Below are 22,602 nucleotides of genomic sequence, written 5' to 3'. Positions count from 1 at the left end.
CCGCCCGGCTCAGCAGGACTTGGTCCAACTGCACTCCAGCCGCTCGTCGGCGACCGGCTCGGGCGCGACCCTGACCGCGGGCGGGGTCGCGCCGTCCCGGTGGCCCGCCAACCGGATCGCGACGGCGTCCTCGAACGGTTTCGCCGACGTGAGGGTGTTGTTGCTGATCATGGCGAACACCAGCGGGGTGCCGTCGGCGGTCGTCACGTAGCCGGACAGGGCGCTGACGCCGGTCAGCGTGCCGGTCTTGGCCCGCACGTTGCCCTCGGCCGGCGTGCCGCGCATCCGGTTGCGCAGGGTGCCGCCGACCATCCGGTCGCTCTTCCCGGCCACGGGCAGCGAGTCGTACCAGGGCTGGAACCACGGTTCGCGCTGGGCGGCGATCAGCAGCGCGGCCACCTGGTCGGGCGAGACCTGGTCCATCCTGGACAGTCCGGAGCCGTCCCGCAGCGACAGCTCGGCCGGGTCCACGCCCAGCTCGCCGAGCTTCGCCGTCATCGCGCGCAGCCCCGCGTCCCAGCTGCCCTCGCCGTGCACGGCCCGGCCGGCGGTCTTGACCAGGATCTCGGCGTGCATGTTGTTGCTGAGCTTCATGAACGGGACCATCAGCTGCGACAGCGGCATCGACCGGTGCTCGCCGAGCACCCGTGCGTCGGCCGGGGTCGCACCCGTGCCCGTGCCGCCGAGGACGTGGACGCCGTGCCGGGCCAGGGCGTCGTGGAACAGGGACGTGACCAGCCCGGTCGGTTCCCAGACTGTGCTCCACTCGCTCTCGACGGCGCCGCCGGCGGGGATGCTGCCGCGCACGGCGATCACGTTGGCGCCGTGCTGCCGTTCGACCGACACGCTCGACGCCGAGCCGGGCGCGCCGGTGACGGCGGTGTTGGCGATGGTGACGTAATCCGTCGGTGGGTCGGTGGTGACCGTGGCGGGTTGGCCCGCCGCGCCGGGTGAGACCCGGACGATGACGGTCCCGGCGTCGTAGTCGGTGTCCGGTGAGACGGTCAGCGCCGAGATCTGGGCGTTGTAGTAGTACGGCTCGTCGTCCCAGGCCCAGCCGGTGCCCAGGCGCACGGAGTCGAACCAGGTGTCGTCGGCGACCAGCTTGCCGCGGACCAGCCTGACGCCGCTCCGGGCGACCTCGGCGGCCAGGGCGTCGTAGTCGGCGGCGAGCACGGTCGGGTCGCCCGTGCCACGCAGGTGCAGGTCGCCGGTCAGCACCCCGGCGCGCTCGCGGCCGGTCGCGGCCACGGTGGTGCGGAACCGGTGGTCGGGGCCGAGGATGTCGAGCGCCGCGGCGGAGCTGAGCAGCTTGCCGTTGGACGCGGGCTGGCCGCGCTTGTCGCCCTCCCTGGCGAACACCACGGCGCCGGTGTGGGCGTGGCGGACCACGAGCCCGACGTCCGCGCCGTCCAGGGCCGTGCCGGTGATGATCGCGTCGAGGTCCCGGCTGAGCGCGTCGTCGGCCCGCGCGGACGCGGACGTCACCAGGTCGGCGGCCGGCGCCGCGGCGAACGCGACGGCGGCCAGGACGAGCGCGAACGACCGTGATCTGGGCATGGGAGCTCCTCCTGGGGACGCCGGTGCGACTGCTGGTCAAAGATTGTCCACGTATCCGAATGGCTTGTGAAGTTCTGACACTCCATGGCCGGGTCGCGTGGGCGCCAGGTTGCGAACCGCGATAGGGGCTCTCGTGGCGGGTCGCCCGTTGTAGCGTGCAGCGGAGCAATCACGGTCTGTGGTGAACCGAGGAGTGGCAGCGTGCAAAGACCATCGTGGGTCGGCCCCGACATCGACCTCTCGCGACCGAGCCCGGCGCGGGTCTACGACGTGCACCTCGGCGGCGCGCACAACTTCCAGGTGGACCGGGAGGCGGCGCAGCGCATCGTCGAGGTCATGCCCGGGTTGCCGCGGATCCTGCGGGCCAACCGCGCGTTCCTGCGCCGTGCCGTGCGCTACCTGGTCGGCCAGGGCGTCACCCAGTTCCTGGACCTCGGGTCGGGCATCCCCACGGCCGGCAACGTGCACGAGGTCGCGTGGAGCGTCGACCCGAACTGCCGGATCGTCTACGTGGACGTGGACCCGGTCGCGGTCGCGCACAGCCGGGCGATCCTCGGCGACCACGACAACGCGACGGCGGTGCACGCCGACCTGCGTCGGCCGCGGGACGTGCTGGCCCACCCGGAGACGGTGCGGACGCTGGACTTCACCCGGCCGGTCGGCGTGCTGATGTTCGCGGTGCTGCACTTCGTGCCGGACTCCGACAAGCCCGCCGAGATCGTCCAGGAGTACCTCGACGCCACCGTGCCGGGCAGCTACCTCGCCCTCTCGCACGCCAGCCTGGAGGGCGAGGCCGACCGGGCGGAGGAGGCGACGGAGCAGTTCCGGAACCGGGTCACGGACTTCTCGATGCGCACCCGGGCCGAGATCGCCGACCTGCTCGCGGGCGTGGAACTGGTCGATCCCGGCGTGGTCTACCTGACCGAGTGGCGTCCGGAACCCGGCGACGAGGACCCGGACCCGAAGCAGATGTCGACGTTCGCCGCCGTCGGTCGCAAGGTTGGCTGAGCGCACTCCGAAGGGCGAGGCGTCCGGACGTCGTCGTGCGCACGAGTCGCGCGTTGGTGGCCGGGATAGGATCGTGGTGATGTCGCCACGGGTGTGGCGCGTGCTGCTGGTAAGGGGTTGCGGTGGTGGTGAAGGGCAAGGTCGTCCGGTTCGACGAGGTGCGCGGGTACGGGTTCGTGTCGCCCGAGGAGGGTGGCGAGGACGTGTTCATCCACGTCAACGACATCGACTTCGACAAGAGGTTGATGGCGCCCGGCGCGCTGGTCGAGTTCCTGGTGGAGATGGGCGACCGGGGGCCGAAGGCCTCCCGGGTGAGCCTGGTGCGGGAAGCGTCCGTGCGGGCCGGGACGCCGTCGTACCACTCGGGTGACGACGTCAACGGCAACGACATGTTCTGCGAGGTCGTGTCGACCAAGCGCTACTTGCAGGAGGTCACCGAGACGCTGCTGGCCTCGGCGCCCGGCATGACGGCCGAGCAGATCCTGAACGTGCGCAAGAGCCTGGTCGGGATGGCGCGCAAGTACAACTGGCTCGAGGACTGAGCGCCGGTCGCCCGATCCCGGGACCTCGTGGCGGCCCGGACCTCGCACCGGTCACCCGGCCGGCGTCGTTCCGCGCGCCCTGGTGAGGTCCCGGGCCAGGGCGGTGAAGTTGGCGGCCACGGCGGAGCGGGTCGGCACGGGCAGCGCGATCGCCAGGTCGACCAGCCGCACGGTGGGGCTCAGCGACAGGAACGCGACCTCCGGCCGTGGCTGCGCGGCGGACGAGCCGGGCACGATGCTCACCCCGCAGCCCGCCGCGACCAGGCCGACGATGGTCGGCATCTGCACGGCCTCCTGCGCGACCTCGGGGGTGAACCCGCCGCGTCGGCACAGCGCGGTGATCTCGTCGTGCAGCCCGGGCCCGAGGTGGCGCGGGAACAGCACGAACGGCTCCCCGGCCAGGGAGCGGACGTGCACGCGCCGCCGGCGGGCCAGGCGGTGGTCGTTCGGCACCACGGCGACCAGCGGCTCGCGCGACACCGGCACCAGCTCCAGGTCGTCGGCCGGGCCGGGCAGCGGCGGGCGGAGCAGGCCGACGTCCAGCGCGGCCGCGCGCAGCCGCTCGACCTGCGGCACCGTCGGCAGCACGGAGAACGACAGGGTGACGGCGGGGTAGCGCGCCCGGAACTCGCGGATGATCATCGGCAGCGGGTGCAGCACGGATGAGCCGACCATCCCGATCGACAACGAGCCCTCCTCGCCCCGCCCCGCCGCACGCGCCCGCCGCGCCGCCGTGTCCACCATGGACAGCGCGGCGCGCGCGTCCGCGACGAAAGCCTCACCGGCCCGCGTGACGTGGACGTTCCTGGTGTCGCGGTGGAACAGCGACACCCCGAGCTCGGTCTCCAGCGCCTTCACGCTCTGGCTCAACGGCGGCTGCGCCATGCCGAGCGCGGCGGCGGCCCGGCCGAAGTGCAGGTGGTCGGCGACCGCGACGACGGCCCGCAGGTGCCTGAGATCCATATCCGCCCCGCATCAATCGCACCGATCCTGTGCACGATCAGATTGGGTGACCGATCCGGCGGCATCCTGGCCGCATGCTGAAGACGATCCTCACGCTCGCGATGGCCGCGACGATCACGCAGGCGCCGCCGTCCGACCAGGTGGTGCGCAAGGACTGGAAGGTGCGTGGCGAAGCCGGGCACCTGGGTGTCCGCGAGGTGCGGCCGGCCCGGTCGGCGCGCGGCCGGCCGGTGCTGCTGCTGCACGGCGCGCGCGTGCCGGGCGTCGCGTCGTTCGACCTGCCCGTGCCCGGCGGGTCGCTGGCGGCCGACCTCGCGCGCGAGGGCCACCGGGTGTTCATCGTGGACGCGCGCGGCTACGGCGCCTCCGACCGCCCCGAAGCGCTCGACGCGCCACCGTCGGCCAACCCGCCCGCGGTGACCGGCGAGCAGGTGGTGCGCGACATCGCCTCGGTCGTCGACCGGCTGCGCGCGACGACCCGCCACGACCGCGTCGACCTCGTCGGCTGGGCGACCGGCGGGCACTGGGCCGCCTGGTACGCGAGCGAGCACCCGGACCGGGTCGAGCACCTCGTGATCTACAACAGCCTGTACGGCGCGCTCGACGGGCACCCCGTGCTCGGCCGCGGCTCGGACTACGAGGACCCGGCCCGGCCCGGCCACTTCGACGACGCGCGCCACGGCGCGTACCGGCTCTCGACCGGGCCGGGCCTGCTCGGGAGTTGGGACTCCGGCATCCCGGTGGACGACAAGTCCGCGTGGCGCGATCCCCGCGTCGCGGCGGCCTACGTCGAGCACGCGTTGGCGAGCGACCCGACGTCGGCCGACCGCGAGCCGCCCAGCTTCCGCGCGCCGACCGGCGCGATGAAGGACAGCTTCCACCTCGCGACCGGCCGACGCCTCTGGCACGCGGGCACGATCACCGCACGGACGCTGGTCCTGCGGAGCGAGCACGACTTCTGGTCCCGCGAGGGCGACGTGACCACGCTGGCCGCCGACCTCGACCGGGCGGCGGACGTGCGGGCGACGCGCCTGGACGGCGCGACGCACTTCGCCCACCTGGACCGGGCCGGGCACGGCCGGGACCGGTTGCTCGACGAGGTGGTGCGGTGGCTCCGCTAGCGCCGGTCGTCACGACCGCCGGGCGATCAGGCGGACGCGGAGCCGTTGCAGCGGCGGCATGAGCCCGTAGATGACGATCGGCACCGCGATCGTCGCCAGGACCAGGGTCCGCAGCACGGTCGGCGCGCCGTCGAGCAGGTCGCCGAGGAGCAGTTGCAGAACGGTGAGCGTCGGGAAGACGGCCAGCCAGATCATCAGGGCCAAGTGGTGCCTCGGCGGTGGCCCTACCCGGGTCACCGCCGGCTTGTCGTTCTCGGTCATGGAGCCAGGTTCGGCCTGCCCGGCCGGGAACGACAACTCCTGTTGCCGTTTCCGGGACACCGCTCAACACCGTCGGGGCGAGATCGCGAGGAGGTCGAGAGACGTCGAGGCGCCCCCGAAACGCCGTCGCCACGCGCCCCACACGGCCGCGACCACCACCGCCCTCGCAGGTCGGACCGACCGACCTGCGAGGCGATGTGCCTGATCGTCCGAAGAGGACCCGCTCGACGAGCGGTGTCAGAACGTCGACCGCGGGCCCGACCAGGTCATCGGGCGGCGGCGGTCCGTGTCGTGGTCACCGCCTCGATCACGTGCGGGGACTCGGCGGCGGCGGAGCGGTAGACGTCCTCGTACCGGGCGGCCATCAGCTCGACGTCGAACCGGCGGGCCGCCTCGGCCCGGCACCGCTCGGCCGACAACCGGTCGACCCGGCGCAGCGCCGCGACCAACGACGCGTGGTCGTCGCACACGAAACCGGTCTCACCGTGTGCGACGACCTCCGGGACGGAGCCGCGGCGGGTGGCGACCACGGGCGTGCCGCACGCCATCGCCTCCACCATCACCAACCCGAACGGCTCGTCCCAGCTGATCGGGAACAGCAGGCAACGCGCGGCGGTCAGCAGGTCGAGCTTCTCCTCGCGGCCCACCTCGCCGAGCCACTCGACCCCCGGGCCGAGCAACGGCCGGATCTCCCGCCGGAAGTACTCCTGCTCCGCCGGCTCACGGCACTTGGCCGCGACGCGCAGCCGGACGCCGGCCTCCGCCGCGGCGGCGATCGCCTCGGGGATCCCCTTGAACGGCGCGGTCCGGCCCAGGAACAGCGCGTAGTCCTCCTTGTCCCGCCGGAACGGGAAGAGGCCGACGTCGATCCCGTTGTGCACGGTGCCCGCCCAGTCGAGGTCCGGCGCGAGCCGGCGTTGCGCGTTCGACACGGCCACGAGGTGCACGCTGCCGTTCAGACCCCGGTAGTAGCGGCCCATCTCCCCGGTCACGGGCGAGTGCGTGGTGACCACGGTGGGCACCGAACGGCCGCGCGCCAGCAGCGGTCCGGCCAGGCTGTGGTCGTGCACGACGTCCACGTCCAGGTCGGACAGGATGGCGGGCAGCGCGGCGGCGTGCACCACCTCCGGTATGCCCTGCCCCATCCGGTCGGACTGCGGGCGGTCCCAGGTGGCCCGGAAGTCGGCGGCCGTGCCGTTGCGCCCGACCCCGACGAGGACGACGTGGTTGCCGCGGGCGACCAACCGGTCCGCCAGGTCGGCGCACATCGCCTCGGTGCCGCCGTAGCCCGAGGGCGGCAGTTCGAACCAGGGCGGGGCGATCATCGCGACGCGCAGCGGGTTCACCGGGCTCACCCCCTGTCCAATCCCGGGTGCACCCCTACCGGCGCCCGGACCAGTTCGACGTCGTCGGGCAGGCCGCGCACCCGGACCTCGTCGCCGTCGACCTCCAGGTCGACGCGGGCGCCCAGCATCGGCACGCCGTCGAGGGCCAGGGGCTGGAACGACTCGGGCACCACGGGCGCGAGCCACACCTTGCGGCGCGGCGCGTACGGCTCCACCCGCAGGAGCACGCGCAGCAGGTGCACGGGCGTGGCCGACGCCCACGCCTGCGGCGAGCACGACGTCGGGTACGGGATCGGGTCCGGGTACTCGGCGCGGTCGAAGCCGCACAGCAACTCGGGCAGCCTGCCGCCGAACGCCTCGGCGGCCTCCAGGACCGCGATCGTCACCCGCTGCGCGGCCTCCACGAAGCCGTACCGCATGAGCCCGTGCACGATGAGGGCGTTGTCGTGCGGCCACACCGATCCGTTGTGGTAGCTCATCGGGTTGTACGCGCCCATGCCGGACGCGAGGGTCCGCACGCCCCACCCGGTGAACATCTCCGGCGACAGCAGGTGCTCGACGACCCGCTCGGCCTTGTCCTCGTCCACGATGCCGCTCCACAGGCAGTGCCCGATGTTCGACGTGAGCGCGTCCACGGGCCGCTTGTCCCCGTCCAGGGCGACCGCGTAGTAACCGCGGTCGGGCAGCCAGAAGCGGTCGTTGAACTGCTCCTTGAGCCGCGCCGCGCGCTCACGCCAGCGCCGCGCGCCGTCCGGGTCCTCGAAGTCCTCGCTGATGCAGGCACGTGCCAGGAAGGCGTGGTAGACGTACCCCTGGACCTCGCACAACGCGATCGGGGGCTGCGCGATCGTCCCGTCGGCGAAGTTCACCCCGTCCCACGAGTCCTTCCACCCCTGGTTGACCAGTCCGCCCGGGGTCGCGCGCTGGTACTCCACGAAGCCGTCGCCGTCGCGGTCCCCGAAGTGCTCGATCCACTCCAGCGCGCGGTCGACGTGCGGGATCATCGCCTCGACCTGGCCCCGGTCGATGCCCCACCGGGACAGCTCGCCCAGCAGCATCACGAACAGCGGTGTGGCGTCCGCCGTGCCGTAGTAGACGTTGCTGCCGCCCAGCGCCAGCGAGGCGTCCGCGCCGAACCTCATCTCGTGCAGGATGCGGCCCGGTTCCTCCTCGCTGTTCGGCTCGACGCGCGTGCCCTGGTGGTGGGCGAGGGTCCGGGCCGTGCCGAGGGCGAGGTTGGGGTCGATGGGCAGCGACATCAGCGAGGCGAGGATCGAGTCGCGGCCGAACAGCGTCATGAACCAGGGCGCGCCGGCGGCGACCGCGATGTCCGAGGGCCGGTCCGGGTCGAAGATCCTCAGCGCGCCCAGGTCCTGCCTGCTGCGCAGCAGCGTCGCGCCCAGTGCCGGACTGCCCGTGTACCGCAGGACGGGCACGTCCTCGCGCCACCGGAGGGCGCGCAGCACCGGGACGGACTCGTCGATCGGGCGTTCCGGCGGGAACATCGTCTCGGTCGTCCGACCGTCCACGACGGGCTGCACGGTCACGCACGTCGACCACTCGCCCTTGGGCGGGATGACGGCGCGGAAGGTCAGGGTGGACGGTGAGTAGTCGGCGCCGCCCGCCCGCACCCGCACGCCGCGGCTCTGGCCGTCCAGGCGCCGGGTCAGGCGCAGCTCGTCCGGCTCGACGTCGCACTGGTGCCGCCCGCGTGCGCGGACCCGGCTCTCCTTGACCTCGAACAGGTCGGCGAAGTCGGCCTCCACGTGCACCGAGACGACGTGCGCGACGGCCTCCCGGCCGAAGTTGCGCAGCGTGATGTCCTCGCGCATGCCCGCGCCGACGTACCGCTCGCGACGCACCAGCAGGGTGCTCTCGGCCTCGTGCCCGCGGGACCGGCCGCGGCCGACGAACGTCATCCGGAACGGGTCGCGGGTGAGCGTGGTGATGTGCTCGACGGTCGCGCCGTCCACCCGCAACGCCCAGCCGGACACGATCCGCGTGTCCTGGAAGAACACGCCCTGGGCGGCGGCGCCGTCCACGTTGCCGTCGCTGCCGCAGACGCAGAAGGACGTGCCGTGGACGAGCGTCACGGTGTCGGGTGACAGCGCGACGGGCTCACCGTCGTAGGCCCAACCACCCTCGGTCATCGTCCGCCTCCTCCGTCGGGTGTTCCCTCGCACCGACCGGGTCCACCACGGGTGCCACCCCTCGGGGTGGGCAAACAACACCCATCCCACCGGGGGACGCCGGTGGCCGGGCCCGCATGCGGGTCGCGCGCGGGGGTAGCCCACGACCATGCGCGCGCTCACGCTCGACCCGAAGACGGCGGATTCGCTGCAGGTCACCGACGTGCCGGAGCCCGAGCCGCGGCCCGGTGACCTGCTGGTCGAGGGACTGGCCGTCGGCGTCTGCGGCACGGACAAGGAGATCGCCCGCGCCGAGTACGGCTGGGCGCCACCGGGACGCGACCGGTTGGTGCTCGGCCACGAGTCGCTCGGCAGGGTGACGACGGCCCCTCCGGAGAGTGGTTTCACGGCCGGTGACCTCGTGGTGGGCGTCGTCCGGCGACCCGACCCGGCGCCGTGCGGGGCGTGCGCCCATGGCGAGTTCGACAACTGCCGCAACGGCGGCTACACCGAGCGCGGCATCAAGGAGCTGGACGGGTACGCGTCCGAGCGGTGGTCCGTCGAGCCCGACTACGCGGTGGCGCTGGACCCGGGGCTGGCGCACGCCGGCGTGCTGATGGAGCCGACGTCCGTGGTCGCGAAGGCCTGGGAGCAGGTCGGTCGGGTGGGGGAGCGGGCGTGGTACGAGCCGGAACGCGCGCTGGTGACGGGCGCCGGGCCGATCGGGCTGCTGGCCGCGATGATCGGCGTGCAGCAGGGGTTGGACGTGCACGTGCTCGACCGCGTCGCGGACGGCCCGAAGCCCCGGCTGGTGCGGCGGCTCGGCGCGACCTACCACCACGGCGACGTGGACGAGGTCGCCTCCCGGCTGCGGCCCGACGTGGTGATCGAGGCCACCGGCGTGGGCAGCGTGGTGATCTCCGTCGTGCGCAACACCGCGCCGTACGGCGTGGTGTGCCTGACCGGCATCTCGTCGGGCGGCCACGCGGTGGACGTGGACGTCGCGGGCGCGAACCGGGTGATGGTGCTGGAGAACGACGTGGTGGTCGGCTCGGTCAACGCCAACCTGCGCCACTACCGCCAGGCGGCCGACGCGCTGGCGAAGGCCGACCGGGACTGGCTGGACGGACTGATCAGCCGCCGCGTGCCGCTGGCGAAGTTCGCCGACGCGTTCACCGCCCGCCCGGACGACGTCAAAGTGGTCATCGCCCTCTGAGGTCGTCGCCCTCTGGATCGGCACGGCAGGTGGTCTCACCGATGCGGACGTGATCACGTGCGCCCATGCTGTCGGCATGGCTGTCGACCCGCGTGGCGCCGACCTGGAGCGACTGCTCGCCGAGGACCCCGGTGGACCGGTCGTCATGCTCAACCTGCTGCGGTTCGCCGAGGGCGGTGCGGCGTCGTACGAGGAGTACGCGCGGCACCTGCGCGAGACGTTCCTGCCCCGCTACGGCGCGGAGGTCCTCTACGCGGGCGCGGGCTCCACCGCGCTGGTGGCCGAGGACGGGCAGGGCTGGGACGCGGTGGTGATCGTCCGCTACCCCGACCGGGCCGCGTTCGGCCGCATGGTCGCCGACCCGGAGTACCAGCGGGTCACGCACCTGCGCACGCGAGCGCTGACCGAGGCGGTGCTCCAGGCGACGATCCCGTGGGCCTGAGCGTTCAGGAGCCGCTCGCGCTGGGCAGCATGGGCGGGCAGCCGGCGGTCGCGTACGCGGGGTCGTGCTCGAAGTGCCACTCCTCGTTGAGGTAGCGGCGGCACCAGCCGAGCGCGGACCCGTTGCCCTCGACCCAGGCGGCCGACTCCAGCGGCTGCACGTCCACCGCGATCCCCTTGACGTGCATCGACTTATCCGGCGGCAGGACGTACCGCGCGGCGAGCTCCGCGGTGCCGAACCGCCGCACCGCGTCCTCGAACTCCCGCCGCTGCTGCCCGGTGCTCCGCTTGCCGTCGTTCAGGCACAGCCCGACCCCTTGCGCGTCGGCGGCGGCCTTCAGCCGGTGCCACGCCCGCAGCACGTCCGGGCGCAGGCCGTCGGGCCGTTCGTCGACATAACGCCCGTCCAGCGGGCAGACCTGCCCGGTCTCCGGGCCCGGGACCTCCTCCACGATCGCCACCGGACGTCCGGCGACCGGGTGGTGGACCAGCACGACCCGGCCGGTCGCGCCGAGCGCGCCCAACGAGGCCACGGCCGACAGCAGTGCCAGCAGCAGACCGATCACGACGCGTCGCATCAGGTCAGCGACTCCACGGCGTACGCGGCGGCTTCCGCCAGCAGCGCCTGGTCGTGCTTGGCGTCGGCGGTCGCCTTGCTGGACATGATCGAGATCACGAGCGGCGGGGCGTCCGGCGGCCACACCACGGCGATGTCGTTGACCGTGCCGTAGTCGCCGGTGCCGGTCTTGTCGGCCACGGTCCACCCCTGCGGCACGCCGGCGCGGACGCGGTGCGCGCCGGCCTTGGTGGCGTTGCGTTCGAGCAGGTCGCAGAGGAACGCGCGCTTGTCGTGCTCGAGGGCGTCGCCGAGCACGATCCGCTGGTAGTCGGCGCCGATGGCACGGGGCGAGGTCGTGTCGCGGAGGTCCCCCGGCGTCGCGGTGGTGAGGTCCGGTTCGAACCGGTCCGACCGGGTGACGGTGTCGCCGAGGGCGCGCGTGTAGTCGGTCAGCCCGGCCGGGCCGCCGAGCTCGCGCAGCAGCAGGTTGCCCGCAGTGCCGTCGCTGTGGCGGACCGCCGCGTCGCAGACCTGGCGGATGGTCATGCCGGTGGCCACGTGCTGCCGGGTGATGGCGGAACTCGCCATCAGGTCGTCCTCGGAGTACATGACGACAGTGTCCAGGTGGGACAGCGGGTTGCGGTGCAGGACCGCGGCCGCCGCCAACCCCTTGAACGTCGAGCAGAACGCGAACCGCTCGTCCGCCCGGTGCGCGAGGGTCGTGCCCGTGCCCGTGGCCAGGGCGTACACGCCCAGTCTCGCGTCGAACCGCCGTTCCAGTTCGACCAGGTGATCGGTCGGCGCGGAGGAGGGCGCGGACGTCGTGCCGGGCGGCGTGGAGGACGGTGCGGACGGCGGTGTCGGTTCCCGGGCGCAGCCGGCCAGCGGGAGCAGCGCGGCGGCGCCCAGGAACGCGCGGCGGCTGATGGTGCGGTGCGGCGGTGTCACGCCGAGGAGCTTCACAGGCGATCGTGGATGCTGTCCAAGACACCGAGGCGGGCATCGATGCCGATCTGGCATAGTCGCGGCCTGTGGACGTGGTCGAGGCGTGCAAGGCGTTCGTGGCCGTGAGCGGGCACGGCAGCTTCACCGTCGGCGCCGCCGCGGCGCGGATACCGCAGTCCGTGGCCAGTCGGCGCGTCGCGGCGCTCGAGAAGCACTTCGGCGCGAGGCTGTTCACCCGGACCTCGCGGAGCGTGGCGCTGACGCCGTTCGGCCGGGAGATGCTGCCGTCGGCGCGGCGGCTCGTCGACCTCGCCGAGGCGATGGAGCACGACGCCGAGCGCGCCAAGCTGCGTCCTTTCCGGCTGGCCGTCCCGGAGGTGTGCGCGCCGCGCCCGCTGGCCCGCCTGGTCTCCGACGCCCGCCGCCACGACCTCGAGCTGGACCCGCGCCCGGCCGGTCCGGCCGAACGCGTGGAACTGGTCCGCACGCTGGACGTCCGGGCCGCGCTGGTCGCCGTGCCGCCCGACGAGGGCGCCTGGCGGGTGCCGCTCGGCCTCGCCGGTCACGCCGACCCCGGCGCGATCTCGGCGGTCTACGTGGAGACCCTGCGCGCCGGCCGTGCCGAGCGGAACACCCGCCGGCGGCGGATCCGGCTCCAGCCGGAGGACGACGTGCCGCACGTCCGCGACCGCCTGACGCGCCTGCGCGACGCCGTCGGCCTGCAACCGGCCCAGGTGGTCGTGGCGGCCTCGCTGGTCGCGGCCACCGCCGACGTGCTCGGCTCGAGCGACCTCCTGCTCTGCTCACCGAGCCAGGCCGACGTGCTCGGTCTGCACTGGCGGCCGGTGGGCGAGCTGGACCTGGCGCGCGGCTACGCCGTCACGGCCGGGCTGCGCGAGGACGGCCGGCGGATCCGCGACCTGCCGCCCGCCGTGATCGGGCACTGCCTCGGCATCCCGGGCGGAGAGGCGTGAGGGATGGGGACGACCAGAATCCTGCGTGACGCGCGGGAAGCGCTGCACGACGCCGGCCTGCGCGGCTCGTTCCTCGTGCGCGACCTCGACACCGGCGACGAGCTCGGCCTCGACGCCGACGTGGAGTACCCGATCGCGTCGCTGGTCAAGGTGCCGCTCGCGATCGCCACGCTGGAACGCGTCGACCGGGGCGAGCTCGACGCCGCCACCCCGGTCGTGGTGCCACCGGGCCGGGTCACCGCTCGCGGGCCGATCGGGCTGCCCAAGTTCCGCCACCCCGCCACGATCGCGCTGGACGACCTGCTCTACCTGAGCGTCGCGATCAGCGACAGCGCCGCCGCCGACGCCCTGTTCGCGCTGACCCCGCCCCACGCGGTCGCCACCGAGCTGCGCCGGCTCGGCCACGACGGCATCGCCGTCCGCCACCTCATGCGCGACCTGATCGACACACCCGCCGAGCGGTTCACCCCGGCGGAGGGCCACCTCGCCCACTCGCTGGCCATCGCGTCGGCGACCGAGGGCCGCGGCCACCCGGTGACGCAGCTGGACATCAGCCGCGCGAACGCCGGTTCCGCCCGCGCGTTCGTTGACCTCCTGCACGGCGTGTGGCGGCCGACGACGATCCGGCCCGCTGTCGCCGAACGGGTCCGGGAACTGATGGGGGACAACGCGTTGCGCCACCGGCTCGCACCCGACTTCAGCTCCGACGCGTCACGGTGGTCGTCCAAGACCGGCACGCTGCTCAACCTGCGGCACGAGGTCGGTGTGGTCGAGCACGCCGACGGCCAGGCGTTCGCCGTCGCCGCGCTCACCGAGTCGCGCGTGCCCGCCGTGGTGCAACCCGGCGCGGAGGCGTTGATGGCGCACGTCGCCCGCACGCTGCGCGACGAGCTGCGGGCGTCGTGAGTCAGCGAGAGGAACCCGGCGGTCCGGGCGGCCGTCGCGATCCCCGGTTCCACGGCCGTCATCGACCGTTCCAGCACGACGACCCCGAGCGCGGACGGCGGCCTCCGCGTAGGACGGTCCCAGCACCTGGGTGAGCACCAAGGCCTCGCGGCGATCGGGGGCCGGCGCGTCCAGCAGCAGGTTCAGCCCGACGGTGACCGCGCCATCCGGACCTGGTCGATCACCACCCGGCGGGCGATCGACAGCAGCCAGGTGCGGGCCGACGAACGCCCGGCGAACCGGCGAAGGCTCACCGCCCGGTGGTGGCGGCCATCGTGTGCTGGAAGTCCAGCCGGCGCGCAGATGCCGCTGGAGCTGCCGACCAGGACCTGTCCTCTGTGGACCGGTTCCCGGCAACCGCCGGTCGGGACGTTCAGGCCCGCCAGACGGTGCCGCGCCGTTCGTACTCCAGCACCGTCTCCACCCGCTGGGCGAGCTTCGCACCGAGGAACCGCTCCACCAGCCACAGCGCCACGTCCAGCCCGGAGGTGATGCCGCCCCCCGTGATCAGGTCGCCGTCGTCCACCACGCGGGCGTTGACGACGGTGGCGCCCTGCGCGGCCAGGTCGGCTTTCGCGCCGGTGTGCGTGGTCGCGTTGCGGCCCCTGGTCAACCCCGCGGCGGACAGCACCATCGTGCCGGTGCAGATGCCGACCCGCAGCGCGTCGGCGGCGGCCAGGCGGCGCAGGAAGCCCTGGTCGGCGGCGAGCCGGTTGACCCCCGGACCGGCCTTGTCGTTGTACCCGCCACCCGGCACCACCAGCACGTCCGCCTTCTCCGGCGACCAGCCCCCTGGCACCCGGACCTCGGTGCCGTACGTGCAGGTGACCGTGCCGGGACGACCGGTGGCCACCAAGGTCGTCGTCAACGCGCCCCCGCTCATCCGCCCGGCGAGCCCCAGCACGTCCACCGGTGCGATGAAGTCCTGCTCCTCCACCCCGTCGAACAGCAGCACCTGCACCCGCAGCGGCGCCGCCGCCGACGCGGTGGCCGCACCACCCGACGTCGCTCCCACTGCTCCCATCGTGCCGACGGACAGCGCCGACGCGCGCAAGAACGCACGACGTTCCACGGTGACCTCCCCGGTTCGCGGTTCACCACAGTGGTCGGTCGAAACCCCCGTCCGGTTCCCGGCGGTCGGCGAGTCGTCACCGGGCGGCGGCGCGGACGAGTGCCGCGGCGGCCGTCGAGCGGGACTGCTGGGGCGAGGCGATCGAGAGGGTCGCGGGCGGCGCGTCCGGCACGTCGAGGTAGGCGATCCCGGCTCGTGGGTAGCGGTCGACGACGGACTCCGGCAGCAGGGCGACGAACTCGCCGAGTTCGACCAGCTTGAGCAGTTGGGGCAGGTCGTGGACGTCGTGCCGGGCGACGATCCCGTCGAGGTGGCGGTGGAGTTGGTCCAGCCGCGTCGCGTCGTCGATCGGCAGCCCGAGCTCGGCGAGGGTGGCGTGCCCGCGTGCCGCGAGCGGGTGGTCGGTGGGGACGGCGGCGACGCGCCGTTCGACGGTCACGGTCTCGGCGTCGAGGCCGGTGCGGTCGAACGGCTCGTAGATCAGGGCGGCGTCGGCTTCGCCCTGGCGGAGGAGCGCCGGTTGCTCGCCCCACCGGCACAGGCGGACCGCGACCGGCGGGGACGACGCCGGATCGGCCGCGTACCCGGCCAGGATGGTCTCCAGCAGTCCCGCGTCGCCGTCGGCCTTGACCGCCAGGACGAGCTTCGGCTCCGCGGCGCGTTGCGCTCGCCGTCCGGCCGCCCGCAACGCGTCCAGGGCGATCCGGGCCTGGTCGAGGAGCACGGGGCCGGCGGGGGTCAGCGCGACGCTGTGGGTGGACCGCTCGAACAGCGTGACGCCCAACCCCGCTTCCAGCTTGCGGATCGTGCGGGACAGCGGAGGGGGCGAGATGCCCAGCCGCTCGGCCGCGCGGGCGAAGTTGAGCTCTTCGGCGACCGCGACGAAGTAGCGCAGGGGGCGTGACTCCAAGCGGCACCCACCTCCGATCGGTATGTCCCTGAGGGTGACAACCCGGTGCTCGGTGATCCTTCCGGCACGGCGGTGTCGCGGCAGGGTTTGTCGCATGATCGTTGTCAGTGGTGTCAACGGGAAACTCGGTCGAGCGGTGGTGGAACGGCTGCTTCGTCGGGTCGGGCCCGACCGGGTCGGTGTGCGTCCGTGATCCGGAGCGGGCTCGGGGGTTGGCGGAGCGGGGCGTTCGGGTCAGGCAGGGCGACTTCGCCGACGAGGGGAGCCTGGCGCACGCGTTCGAGGGCGCGTCACGGGTGTTGGTCGTGTCGGTGGACGCTAGCGGTCAGGCGGCGGTGCGCCTGCACGAGACCGCGATCAACGCCGCCGGGAAGGCCGGGGCCGAGCGCGTCGTCTACACCAGCCACATGGCCTCGAACCCGTCGTCGCCCTTCGCGCCGATGGTCGACCACGCCGCCACGGAGGTGGTGCTGCGGGAGTCGGGCCTCGCCTTCACGTCGCTGCGCAACGGTTTCTACGCGTCGACGGTGGTCATGCTGCTCGCCGGCGCGGTGGAGACGGGTGAGCTGGCCGCGCCGGCGGACGGTCCGGTGTCCTGGACGTCCCACGACGACTTGGCCGAGGCGGCGGCACTCGCGTTGACCGAGGACGTCTTCGCCGGGGTGACGCCGGCCCTCACCGGTCCGGCGGCCGTGGACCTGGTCGACGTCGCGGCGATCGCGTCGGAGGTGACGGGCCGGCCGATCCGCCGGGTCGTCGTGTCGGACGACGACTACCGGGCCGGGCTCGTCGCCCGTGGTCTGTCCGAGCACGTCGCGGACTTGCTGCTGGGGATGTTCGCGGCCAGTCGTCAAGGTGCGTTCGCAAGGGTCGACCCGGCTCTCGCCGGTCTGATCGGACGGCCTACCGCGCCGCTGCGCGACGTCCTGGAAGTCCACTATCGGGCCACCAGGCTTCCCTAATCGCTCTATAGCTTCAGTGTTCACTGATTCCTATCACCGGACGGGTGGCCGGCGCAGCTTGGACAACCAGCCCTGACGTGGTGCCGGCTACACGGCCGGCCGGGCGGCCGGCGTGGGCGAAGTGGTTGGAGTCCGAGGTGAACGAGCCGGGCACGACGACGGACGTCTCGACGCCCCAGCGGTGAGTTCGCCCGCGTGGCTCACGGTCGGCGAGTCCATGCCCGCCTTCGCCGCGAAGTACGGCGCGAGGTAGGGCGGGCGCCGCCCTTGACGCTGGAGCTGGACACCCAGATCGCCAGGCCGTGGCCGCGGGTGCGCACCCCGGGCGGCGCGGCGCGGTTGACCCGCTGGGTGCGCAGCACGTTCACGTCGTACAGCTCGGCCGGCTGTTCGGGGGTGAACGCCTCGGCGGGCTGCCGCGCGTGGTCGGCGGCGGCTCGGACCTGAGGCGCGTTGCGGCCGGTGGTCTCGCGCGTCCCGGCGCAGACGGTGTTGCCGGTGTCGGCGGGGGAACGGGGGTGAGGGCGCCGAAGCCGCTGGACGCGCCGGTGATGACGATGACGTTGCTCATGGTGGGTCCTTCCGGTGTGGACGGAGGTGTCGGGATCAGGCGAGGCCGCCGTTGGCGAAGAGGACCTGGCCGTTGACCCAGCGGGCGGTGCCGGCGAGGAACGAGACGGCGTCGGCGATGTCCTCGGGCCTGCCGAGCCGTTCGAGCGGGGTGGCCCCGGCGAAGTGGGCGATCAGGGCGTCGTCCTTGCCCTGCAGGAACAACGGGGTCGCGGTGGGGCCGGGTGCGACCGCGTTGACGGTGATGTCCTTGCCGCGCAGTTCGCGGGCGAGGATCAGGGTGATGCTCTCGACGGCGGCCTTGCCGGCGACGTAGGCGCCGTAGGTGGGCAGCTGGGTGCGGGTGACCGAGGTGGAGAAGTTGACGATCGCGCCACCCCGGCGGACGCGGCGGGCGGCCTGCTGCGCGACGACGAACGTGCCGCGGACGTTGGTGCGGTGCATGCGGTCCAGGTCGTCCAGGTCCAGCTCGGCGATCGGCGCCAGGACCATGATCCCGGCGGTGTGCACGACCACGTCGATGCCGCCGAACGCGGCCTCGACGGCGTCGAACGCGGCGCTCATGTCGCGCTCGTCGGCGACGTCCCCACCCACCGCGATGGCCTGCCCGCCTCGGGCGGTGATGTCGGCGACGATCGCGTCGGCCTTGCCCTTGTTGCCGGCGTAGTGCACGCCCACGGCGAAACCGTCGGCGACGAGCCGCTCGGCGACCGCCCGCCCGATCCCCCCACTGCCGCCGGTGACGAGGGCGACCCGGGTGGTGGGAGTGGAGGTGATGTCGGTGGTGGCGGGTTCGGTGGCGGTGTGCTCGGACATGACATTTCCTTTCGGGTGCGGGGGATGCGCAGTGTGTGCCGGATACGGCGACGGTGAGGCCGGGCGATGGGGTCGCGCTGCGGGGCCGGCGGCCACGGGCCGCGCGCGGTGCGAGGGCAGTGGGGTAGTGGCAAGCCGCTCGACTGGGGCTGGGTGTGCGGCTGGGCTGGGTGTGCCGGCGGGCGTTGGCCGCGTGGATGGCCAGGGCATGGCGGCTGTGCGGGCGGGCCGTGCGGTGGCGGCGCTGGTGGGGTCGGGTCGTGGGGTAGTTGGCGTGCGGGTGCAGGTGGGTTGGGGTGGCGTCAGGGCTTGGTGGGGGTTGCGAGGTGGGTCAGCCATTCGGTGAGGAGTGCGAACTCCGCCGGGCTGAACGACTCCGGCCGGTTCGAGCGCAGCAGCGCGCCGAGGGTGGTCGCCGCCTGTGCCACCGCCTGTGCCACCGACGGCGGGGTGTCCGCGGAGTCCGCCTCCGGCTCCGGGGTCAGGATGCCGGGCAGCACGATCTCCCTCACCCGCACCGAGAGCTCGGGGTCGCGGTCCGCCTCGGGTCGGTTGAGCAGGGACAGGGCGACGCCCGTGTTGGCGGCCATCACGACGTCGGCGGCGCGGTCGGGTTCGACGGCGAGGCGGCCGACCTGGGCGATCCGTTCGAGCACGCCGCGCAGCAGCTCGTTCGCCTCGCGGACCGCCTGCGGCGGGGACGACAGGCGGGGTGTGTACATCAGGCGGTACACGTTCGGGTGGTCGAGGGCGAAGCGCGTGTGCCCGTCCCACCCGCGCCGCAGGTCCGCCACGGGGTCCTCGGTCGGCACGGCGGCGCGCTTGGCCGCGAGGTACTGCGCGAACCCGTGATCGACGACCGCGGCGAGCAGGGTGTCCTTGTCGCCGAAGAGCCGGTAGATCACCGGCTGCTGCACCCCGGCCTTCTCCCCGACGCCGCGCGTGGAGATGTCGCCGTTCGGCGACGTCTCCAGCAGCTCGGTGGCTGCCGCCAGGATCGCTGATCTGTTGTCCATGTTAGCAACGATAACACCTCGACGGATCGATGCCAACACTTCGTTGTTAGCGATGATACGGCCTGGTCGGGGTCACCGGGACGGGCGGTGGTCGAGCCAGGTTCGCAGCGCCCACCAGTGGCGCAGGGTGCCCAGCACGGTCGACGGGTCGTCCGCGCCGCTGTCGTCCCGCGGCGCGCCGGTGATCTCGGCCAGCCGGTCGAGCCGGTACCGGACGGTGTTGGGGTGCACGTGCAGCGCGGCGGCGGCGTGACCGAGGCGTTGGCCGTGGTCGAGGTAGACCAGGGCGGTGCCGACCAGTTCGCGGTGGAAGTCGTCGTCGTGGTCGAGGCCGTCGAGCGAGCCGCGCAGGAGGTCGGCGAGGACCGGTTGCGCGGCCAGCGCCACCTCGCCCGCCAGGTCGGTGAGGTCGTGCACCCCGCGCAGCCCCGCCCGACCGGCGATCCGCAGCGCCGCCACGCACAACGGGTGGACGTCACGCATGACCGCGAGCCCCGTCGCGGGCGCCACCACCAGCAGCACGTCCGGCCCGAGGTCGGCCGGCGGTCGGGCGGCCAACCCGGCCAGTCGGCCCTCCACCGACCCGTAGACGCCGCCGCAGCCCAGCAGTCGCTGTTCCAGCGCACGCGCCTCGCCCGGCAGGGTCACGTCGGAGGCCAGGCAGTGGTACTGCCCGTCGGACGACAAACCCGCGCGCCGCAGCTCCGCGGGTTCCGGCGGCGTGCCGTCGCCGTGCACGAGCAGCCGCCGCAGCAGGTGCGTGTTCGCGTCCCGGTTCGTGCGCGACAGTTCGAGCTCGGCCGTGTGGTAGCCGTTGATGACGTGCCGCTCCAACGCCCCGGTGTAGCGGTCGAGGTCGACCAACCCCTCCAGCAGCACTTCGTCGGGCACGCCGGCCGCCCGGCTGCGGGCGATGGCGATGTTCATCGCCGTCGTGCGGCCCGCCTGGACCCCGCGCAGCAGGCCGTCGATGGAGATCCCCTGCGCCGCGCGGTCCGCGCCCAACGCCTCGGCCGCCTCGAAGTCCTGCGCCTCCGGCTCGTCGGACCGCTCGAAGAAGTCGAGCCCGGTCGCCAGCAGGACCTCGACGTGCCGGCGGTTCTCCGCTTCGGGCAACCGCGCGACCTCCGGCGACTGGCCGCGCGCGGCCCGGACGAGCTCCTCGACCACACCGCGATCGGTCGCCATGCCCCTGAGCACCTGCCCGAGCAGGCGACCGCGATCGTGCGCTGCCGACACCGGCCACATCCTCCCGCCGCGACGTTGTGGCAGTGGCATAACGAGCACCCGGCTCGTTGGGCGCCGGCCCCTACCGCGGACCCGCGGCGAGCCGGTATCTATTGCCTACTGAACGGTAACAGTCCGGCCGGACTCGGGGGCCACGGGTTCGGGAACTGGCGTGGACGAATCGAAAACCCTGCACGGATGTGACAACTCGCGCATCCGGTTTGGAGCTCTCGTGGACAAGAAATCCGGGTCGGGAGGACGGAAGCGCGTGCCCCGCACGCGCCTGCTCGGCCTCCTGGCCACCTGCGTGCTGGCCGCGACCACCGCACCCGCCGTGGCCGCCCCTCCCGCGGGCACGGCGCTGCGCGAGGTGATGTTCGTCGGGAACAACTGGGACGGCACCGCCGACGTGATCGCCTCCAGCGGCGATTTCGCGAAGATCGGCCGGGTGAACATCATCCCCGACCGCCAGGAGCGGTTGTGGGAGATCTACCTCAACCCGATCAAGCTCGCGTTCTTCCTCGGCATCAGGTCCGGCCCGGGTGAGGGCCACGACCAGTTCGTCGACGACATGTACACGACTCCGGACGGCCGAGCCGTCGTCGCCTCCCGGCCGAGCTTCGCCGACGTGGTGTCCATCGACCTGGCCACCGGCCGGGTGAACTGGCGCTTCCCGGTCTCGGGCTTCCGCTCCGACCACATGGCCGTCTCGCCCGACGGCCGCCGGGTCGCGGTGTCCGCCTCGACGTCCAACACCGTGCACGTGCTCGACATCGAGACCGGTCGCCAGGTCGGCTCGTTCGCGACCGGCGACAAGCCGCACGAGAACGTGTTCACCGACGGCGGCCGGTACCTGTGGAACATGTCCATCGGCGAGGTCAACACCGCCCTGGACGACCCGGCGTTCGACTTCACCAAGGGGGACCGGCGCGTCACCGTGGTGGACGCGGCGACGTTCCAGCAGGTCAAGGTGATCGACATGAGGCCGCGGCTGGACGCGTTCGGCCGCTCCGACCTGTCCGACTCGGTGCGGCCGGTGGCGTTCACGCCCGACGAGTCGAAGCTGTACTTCCAGGTGTCGTTCTTCAACGGCTTCCTGGAGTACGACGTCGCCACCGACCGCGTCACCCGCCTCAAGGAACTGCCCAAGAACCCGAACACCAGCGAGGACCGCACGACGTGGGTCAACGACTCGCGCCACCACGGCATGTCGGTGAGCCCACGGGGCGACAAGCTGTGCATCGCCGGGACCATGGACGACTACGCCGTGATCGTCGACCGGGCGACCCTGCGCGAAGGCGCGCTCGTGCCCGCCTCCAAGCCCTACTGGGCGACCGTCAGCGGTGACGGGCGCAGCTGCGTGATCTCGGAGAGCGGCTCCGACCAGGTGACCGCGATCGACTTCGCCACCGGGCGCAAGCTGGTCTCGGTGCCGGTCGGCGACCACCCGCAGCGGGTGCGCGTCGGCCACGTGCCGACCGGTTGGACCGGCCCTTCGACCAGCTGAAACGGGCCAGGGGAGCGGTGGTCGGCGCGGTTGCCGGCCACCGCTTTCGGCATGGTCGGGCGCGGTGGTGGGGCTGGTGGTCGGTCCGGGCCTGATCCTGCTGTTCGGCGGCGATCGGACGATCCCGCGCACGGACACCGTGTTCCTGGTGGCGTTCGTGACCACCGTGGTCCTGATCGGTGTCACGGTGGCGTTGCGCTCGCCCGCCGTCGGTCGTGCGGCCACAGTGGACGGTGAGCCGGAGGGCGTGCGCGACCTGGTGCGGCGACCGGGTCCGGTGCGGACGCTCGCGGTCAGCTGCGTGGTGATCGCGGCGGTCGACATCACGCTGGTGTACCTGCCCGCGCTGGGCGCCGAGCGCGGCATCCCGCCCCGGTGTGGTCGGTGTGCTGCTCGCGGTGCGCGCGGCGGGGTTGCTCGCGGCGGGCACGGGCGCCGCCGGCGTCCTCGTCCTGACGGCCGCGAGCCTCACCGCCGCCGGTGTCGTGGCCGGACGACGCCCGCCGACGTGA

23 protein-coding genes and 1 pseudogene are annotated in these 22,602 nt (G+C 73.2%); 11 read left to right on the top strand and 13 right to left on the bottom strand.

Going from position 1 to position 22,602, the window contains the following annotated elements:
• Positions 1-9: 9 nt before the first annotated feature.
• Positions 10-1,560, bottom strand: coding sequence for a D-alanyl-D-alanine carboxypeptidase/D-alanyl-D-alanine endopeptidase (gene dacB / locus AB0H12_RS22635; protein ID WP_499624945.1), 1,551 nt, complete (start codon positions 1,558-1,560; stop codon positions 10-12).
• Between the two features lie 201 nt (positions 1,561-1,761).
• Between dacB and AB0H12_RS22630 the strand changes: the two genes are divergently transcribed.
• Complete coding sequence (locus AB0H12_RS22630) at positions 1,762-2,568, top strand: SAM-dependent methyltransferase (protein WP_499624943.1); 807 nt, start codon at positions 1,762-1,764, stop codon at positions 2,566-2,568.
• A 122-nt stretch (positions 2,569-2,690) separates the two neighbouring features.
• On the top strand, positions 2,691-3,110 hold the full coding sequence (locus tag AB0H12_RS22625) for a cold-shock protein (protein WP_063797617.1): 420 nt from the start codon (positions 2,691-2,693) through the stop codon (positions 3,108-3,110).
• Positions 3,111-3,161: 51 nt separating this feature from the next.
• Here AB0H12_RS22625 and AB0H12_RS22620 read toward each other — a convergent pair whose 3' ends face one another.
• Positions 3,162-4,073 carry a LysR family transcriptional regulator gene (locus AB0H12_RS22620; RefSeq protein WP_499624941.1) on the bottom strand — a complete coding sequence of 304 codons (912 nt, stop codon included), beginning with the start codon at positions 4,071-4,073 and terminating at the stop codon, positions 3,162-3,164.
• A 74-nt stretch (positions 4,074-4,147) separates the two neighbouring features.
• Between AB0H12_RS22620 and AB0H12_RS22615 the strand changes: the two genes are divergently transcribed.
• A complete protein-coding gene (locus tag AB0H12_RS22615; protein WP_499624939.1) occupies positions 4,148-5,194 on the top strand; it encodes an alpha/beta hydrolase in 1,047 nt (348 codons plus the stop codon).
• A 9-nt stretch (positions 5,195-5,203) separates the two neighbouring features.
• Here the strand turns inward: AB0H12_RS22615 and AB0H12_RS22610 are convergent, their stop codons facing one another.
• The 3 genes from AB0H12_RS22610 to AB0H12_RS22600 all read right to left on the bottom strand — a co-directional run bounded on the left by AB0H12_RS22610 (position 5,204) and on the right by AB0H12_RS22600 (position 8,951).
• Positions 5,204-5,455 (bottom strand): putative antibiotic biosynthesis monooxygenase, encoded by a 252-nt coding sequence (locus tag AB0H12_RS22610; protein WP_499624938.1) that lies wholly within the window; start codon positions 5,453-5,455, stop codon positions 5,204-5,206.
• A 266-nt stretch (positions 5,456-5,721) separates the two neighbouring features.
• Positions 5,722-6,801, bottom strand: a complete 1,080-nt coding sequence (locus tag AB0H12_RS22605) for a glycosyltransferase family 4 protein (protein WP_499624936.1) — start codon at positions 6,799-6,801, stop codon at positions 5,722-5,724.
• Between the two features lie 5 nt (positions 6,802-6,806).
• On the bottom strand, positions 6,807-8,951 hold the full coding sequence (locus AB0H12_RS22600; RefSeq protein ID WP_499624934.1) for an amylo-alpha-1,6-glucosidase: 2,145 nt from the start codon (positions 8,949-8,951) through the stop codon (positions 6,807-6,809).
• 148 nt (positions 8,952-9,099) lie between these two features.
• Here AB0H12_RS22600 and AB0H12_RS22595 point away from each other — a divergent pair, with 148 nt between their 5' ends.
• A complete protein-coding gene (locus tag AB0H12_RS22595; protein ID WP_499624932.1) occupies positions 9,100-10,146 on the top strand; it encodes a glucose 1-dehydrogenase in 1,047 nt (348 codons plus the stop codon).
• A 76-nt stretch (positions 10,147-10,222) separates the two neighbouring features.
• A complete protein-coding gene (locus AB0H12_RS22590) occupies positions 10,223-10,588 on the top strand; it encodes a DUF1330 domain-containing protein (protein ID WP_499624931.1) in 366 nt (121 codons plus the stop codon).
• 4 nt (positions 10,589-10,592) lie between these two features.
• On the opposite strand, the gene AB0H12_RS22585 is transcribed toward AB0H12_RS22590, so the two are convergent.
• Both AB0H12_RS22585 and bla read right to left on the bottom strand, forming a co-directional pair.
• Positions 10,593-11,165, bottom strand: coding sequence for a D-alanyl-D-alanine carboxypeptidase family protein (locus AB0H12_RS22585; protein WP_499624930.1), 573 nt, complete (start codon positions 11,163-11,165; stop codon positions 10,593-10,595).
• Entirely contained in the window at positions 11,165-12,094 is a 930-nt protein-coding gene (gene bla, locus AB0H12_RS22580; protein WP_499624929.1) for a class A beta-lactamase, read from the bottom strand. Before bla ends, AB0H12_RS22585 begins: the two co-directional genes overlap by 1 nt.
• A gap of 83 nt (positions 12,095-12,177) precedes the next feature.
• On the opposite strand from bla, the gene AB0H12_RS22575 reads away from it, so the two are divergent.
• Together AB0H12_RS22575 and AB0H12_RS22570 are read left to right on the top strand one after the other, a co-directional pair.
• Positions 12,178-13,065 carry a LysR family transcriptional regulator gene (locus tag AB0H12_RS22575; RefSeq protein ID WP_499624927.1) on the top strand — a complete coding sequence of 296 codons (888 nt, stop codon included), beginning with the start codon at positions 12,178-12,180 and terminating at the stop codon, positions 13,063-13,065.
• A gap of 3 nt (positions 13,066-13,068) precedes the next feature.
• Positions 13,069-13,971, top strand: a complete 903-nt coding sequence (locus AB0H12_RS22570) for a serine hydrolase (RefSeq protein ID WP_499624925.1) — start codon at positions 13,069-13,071, stop codon at positions 13,969-13,971.
• 96 nt (positions 13,972-14,067) lie between these two features.
• Here AB0H12_RS22570 and AB0H12_RS22565 read toward each other — a convergent pair.
• The 3 genes and pseudogenes from AB0H12_RS22565 to AB0H12_RS22555 form a co-directional block, all read right to left on the bottom strand.
• Positions 14,068-14,261, bottom strand: a pseudogene (locus tag AB0H12_RS22565) (RNA polymerase subunit sigma); the annotation flags it as partial.
• Positions 14,262-14,383: 122 nt separating this feature from the next.
• Positions 14,384-15,082, bottom strand: coding sequence for a DJ-1/PfpI family protein (locus AB0H12_RS22560; protein ID WP_499624924.1), 699 nt, complete (start codon positions 15,080-15,082; stop codon positions 14,384-14,386).
• A 76-nt stretch (positions 15,083-15,158) separates the two neighbouring features.
• Positions 15,159-15,992, bottom strand: a complete 834-nt coding sequence (locus AB0H12_RS22555; protein WP_499624922.1) for a LysR family transcriptional regulator — start codon at positions 15,990-15,992, stop codon at positions 15,159-15,161.
• Between the two features lie 110 nt (positions 15,993-16,102).
• Here AB0H12_RS22555 and AB0H12_RS22550 point away from each other — a divergent pair, with 110 nt between their 5' ends.
• Together AB0H12_RS22550 and AB0H12_RS22545 are read left to right on the top strand one after the other, a co-directional pair.
• Entirely contained in the window at positions 16,103-16,954 is an 852-nt protein-coding gene (locus AB0H12_RS22550) for an NmrA family NAD(P)-binding protein (RefSeq protein WP_499624920.1), read from the top strand.
• Positions 16,955-17,221: 267 nt separating this feature from the next.
• Complete coding sequence (locus AB0H12_RS22545; RefSeq protein ID WP_499624919.1) at positions 17,222-17,401, top strand: hypothetical protein; 180 nt, start codon at positions 17,222-17,224, stop codon at positions 17,399-17,401.
• Positions 17,402-17,560: 159 nt separating this feature from the next.
• On the opposite strand, the gene AB0H12_RS22540 is transcribed toward AB0H12_RS22545, so the two are convergent.
• The 3 genes from AB0H12_RS22540 to AB0H12_RS22530 form a co-directional block, all read right to left on the bottom strand.
• Positions 17,561-18,340 carry an SDR family oxidoreductase gene (locus AB0H12_RS22540; protein ID WP_499624918.1) on the bottom strand — a complete coding sequence of 260 codons (780 nt, stop codon included), beginning with the start codon at positions 18,338-18,340 and terminating at the stop codon, positions 17,561-17,563.
• A 302-nt stretch (positions 18,341-18,642) separates the two neighbouring features.
• Positions 18,643-19,356, bottom strand: a complete 714-nt coding sequence (locus tag AB0H12_RS22535; protein WP_499624917.1) for a TetR/AcrR family transcriptional regulator — start codon at positions 19,354-19,356, stop codon at positions 18,643-18,645.
• A 72-nt stretch (positions 19,357-19,428) separates the two neighbouring features.
• Positions 19,429-20,595, bottom strand: coding sequence for a PucR family transcriptional regulator (locus AB0H12_RS22530; protein WP_499624916.1), 1,167 nt, complete (start codon positions 20,593-20,595; stop codon positions 19,429-19,431).
• Positions 20,596-20,851: 256 nt separating this feature from the next.
• Between AB0H12_RS22530 and AB0H12_RS22525 the strand changes: the two genes are divergently transcribed.
• Together AB0H12_RS22525 and AB0H12_RS22520 are read left to right on the top strand one after the other, a co-directional pair.
• Complete coding sequence (locus tag AB0H12_RS22525) at positions 20,852-22,090, top strand: YncE family protein (RefSeq protein ID WP_499624915.1); 1,239 nt, start codon at positions 20,852-20,854, stop codon at positions 22,088-22,090.
• Positions 22,091-22,467: 377 nt separating this feature from the next.
• Positions 22,468-22,602, top strand: a complete 135-nt coding sequence (locus tag AB0H12_RS22520; RefSeq protein WP_499624914.1) for a hypothetical protein — start codon at positions 22,468-22,470, stop codon at positions 22,600-22,602.

The organism is Actinosynnema sp. NPDC023794, assembly GCF_040639675.1.
GTDB lineage: Bacteria > Actinomycetota > Actinomycetes > Mycobacteriales > Pseudonocardiaceae > Actinosynnema > Actinosynnema luteola.
Note: the sequence above shows the minus strand (reverse complement) of the source record. Positions and strands in the feature narration are given on the sequence as shown.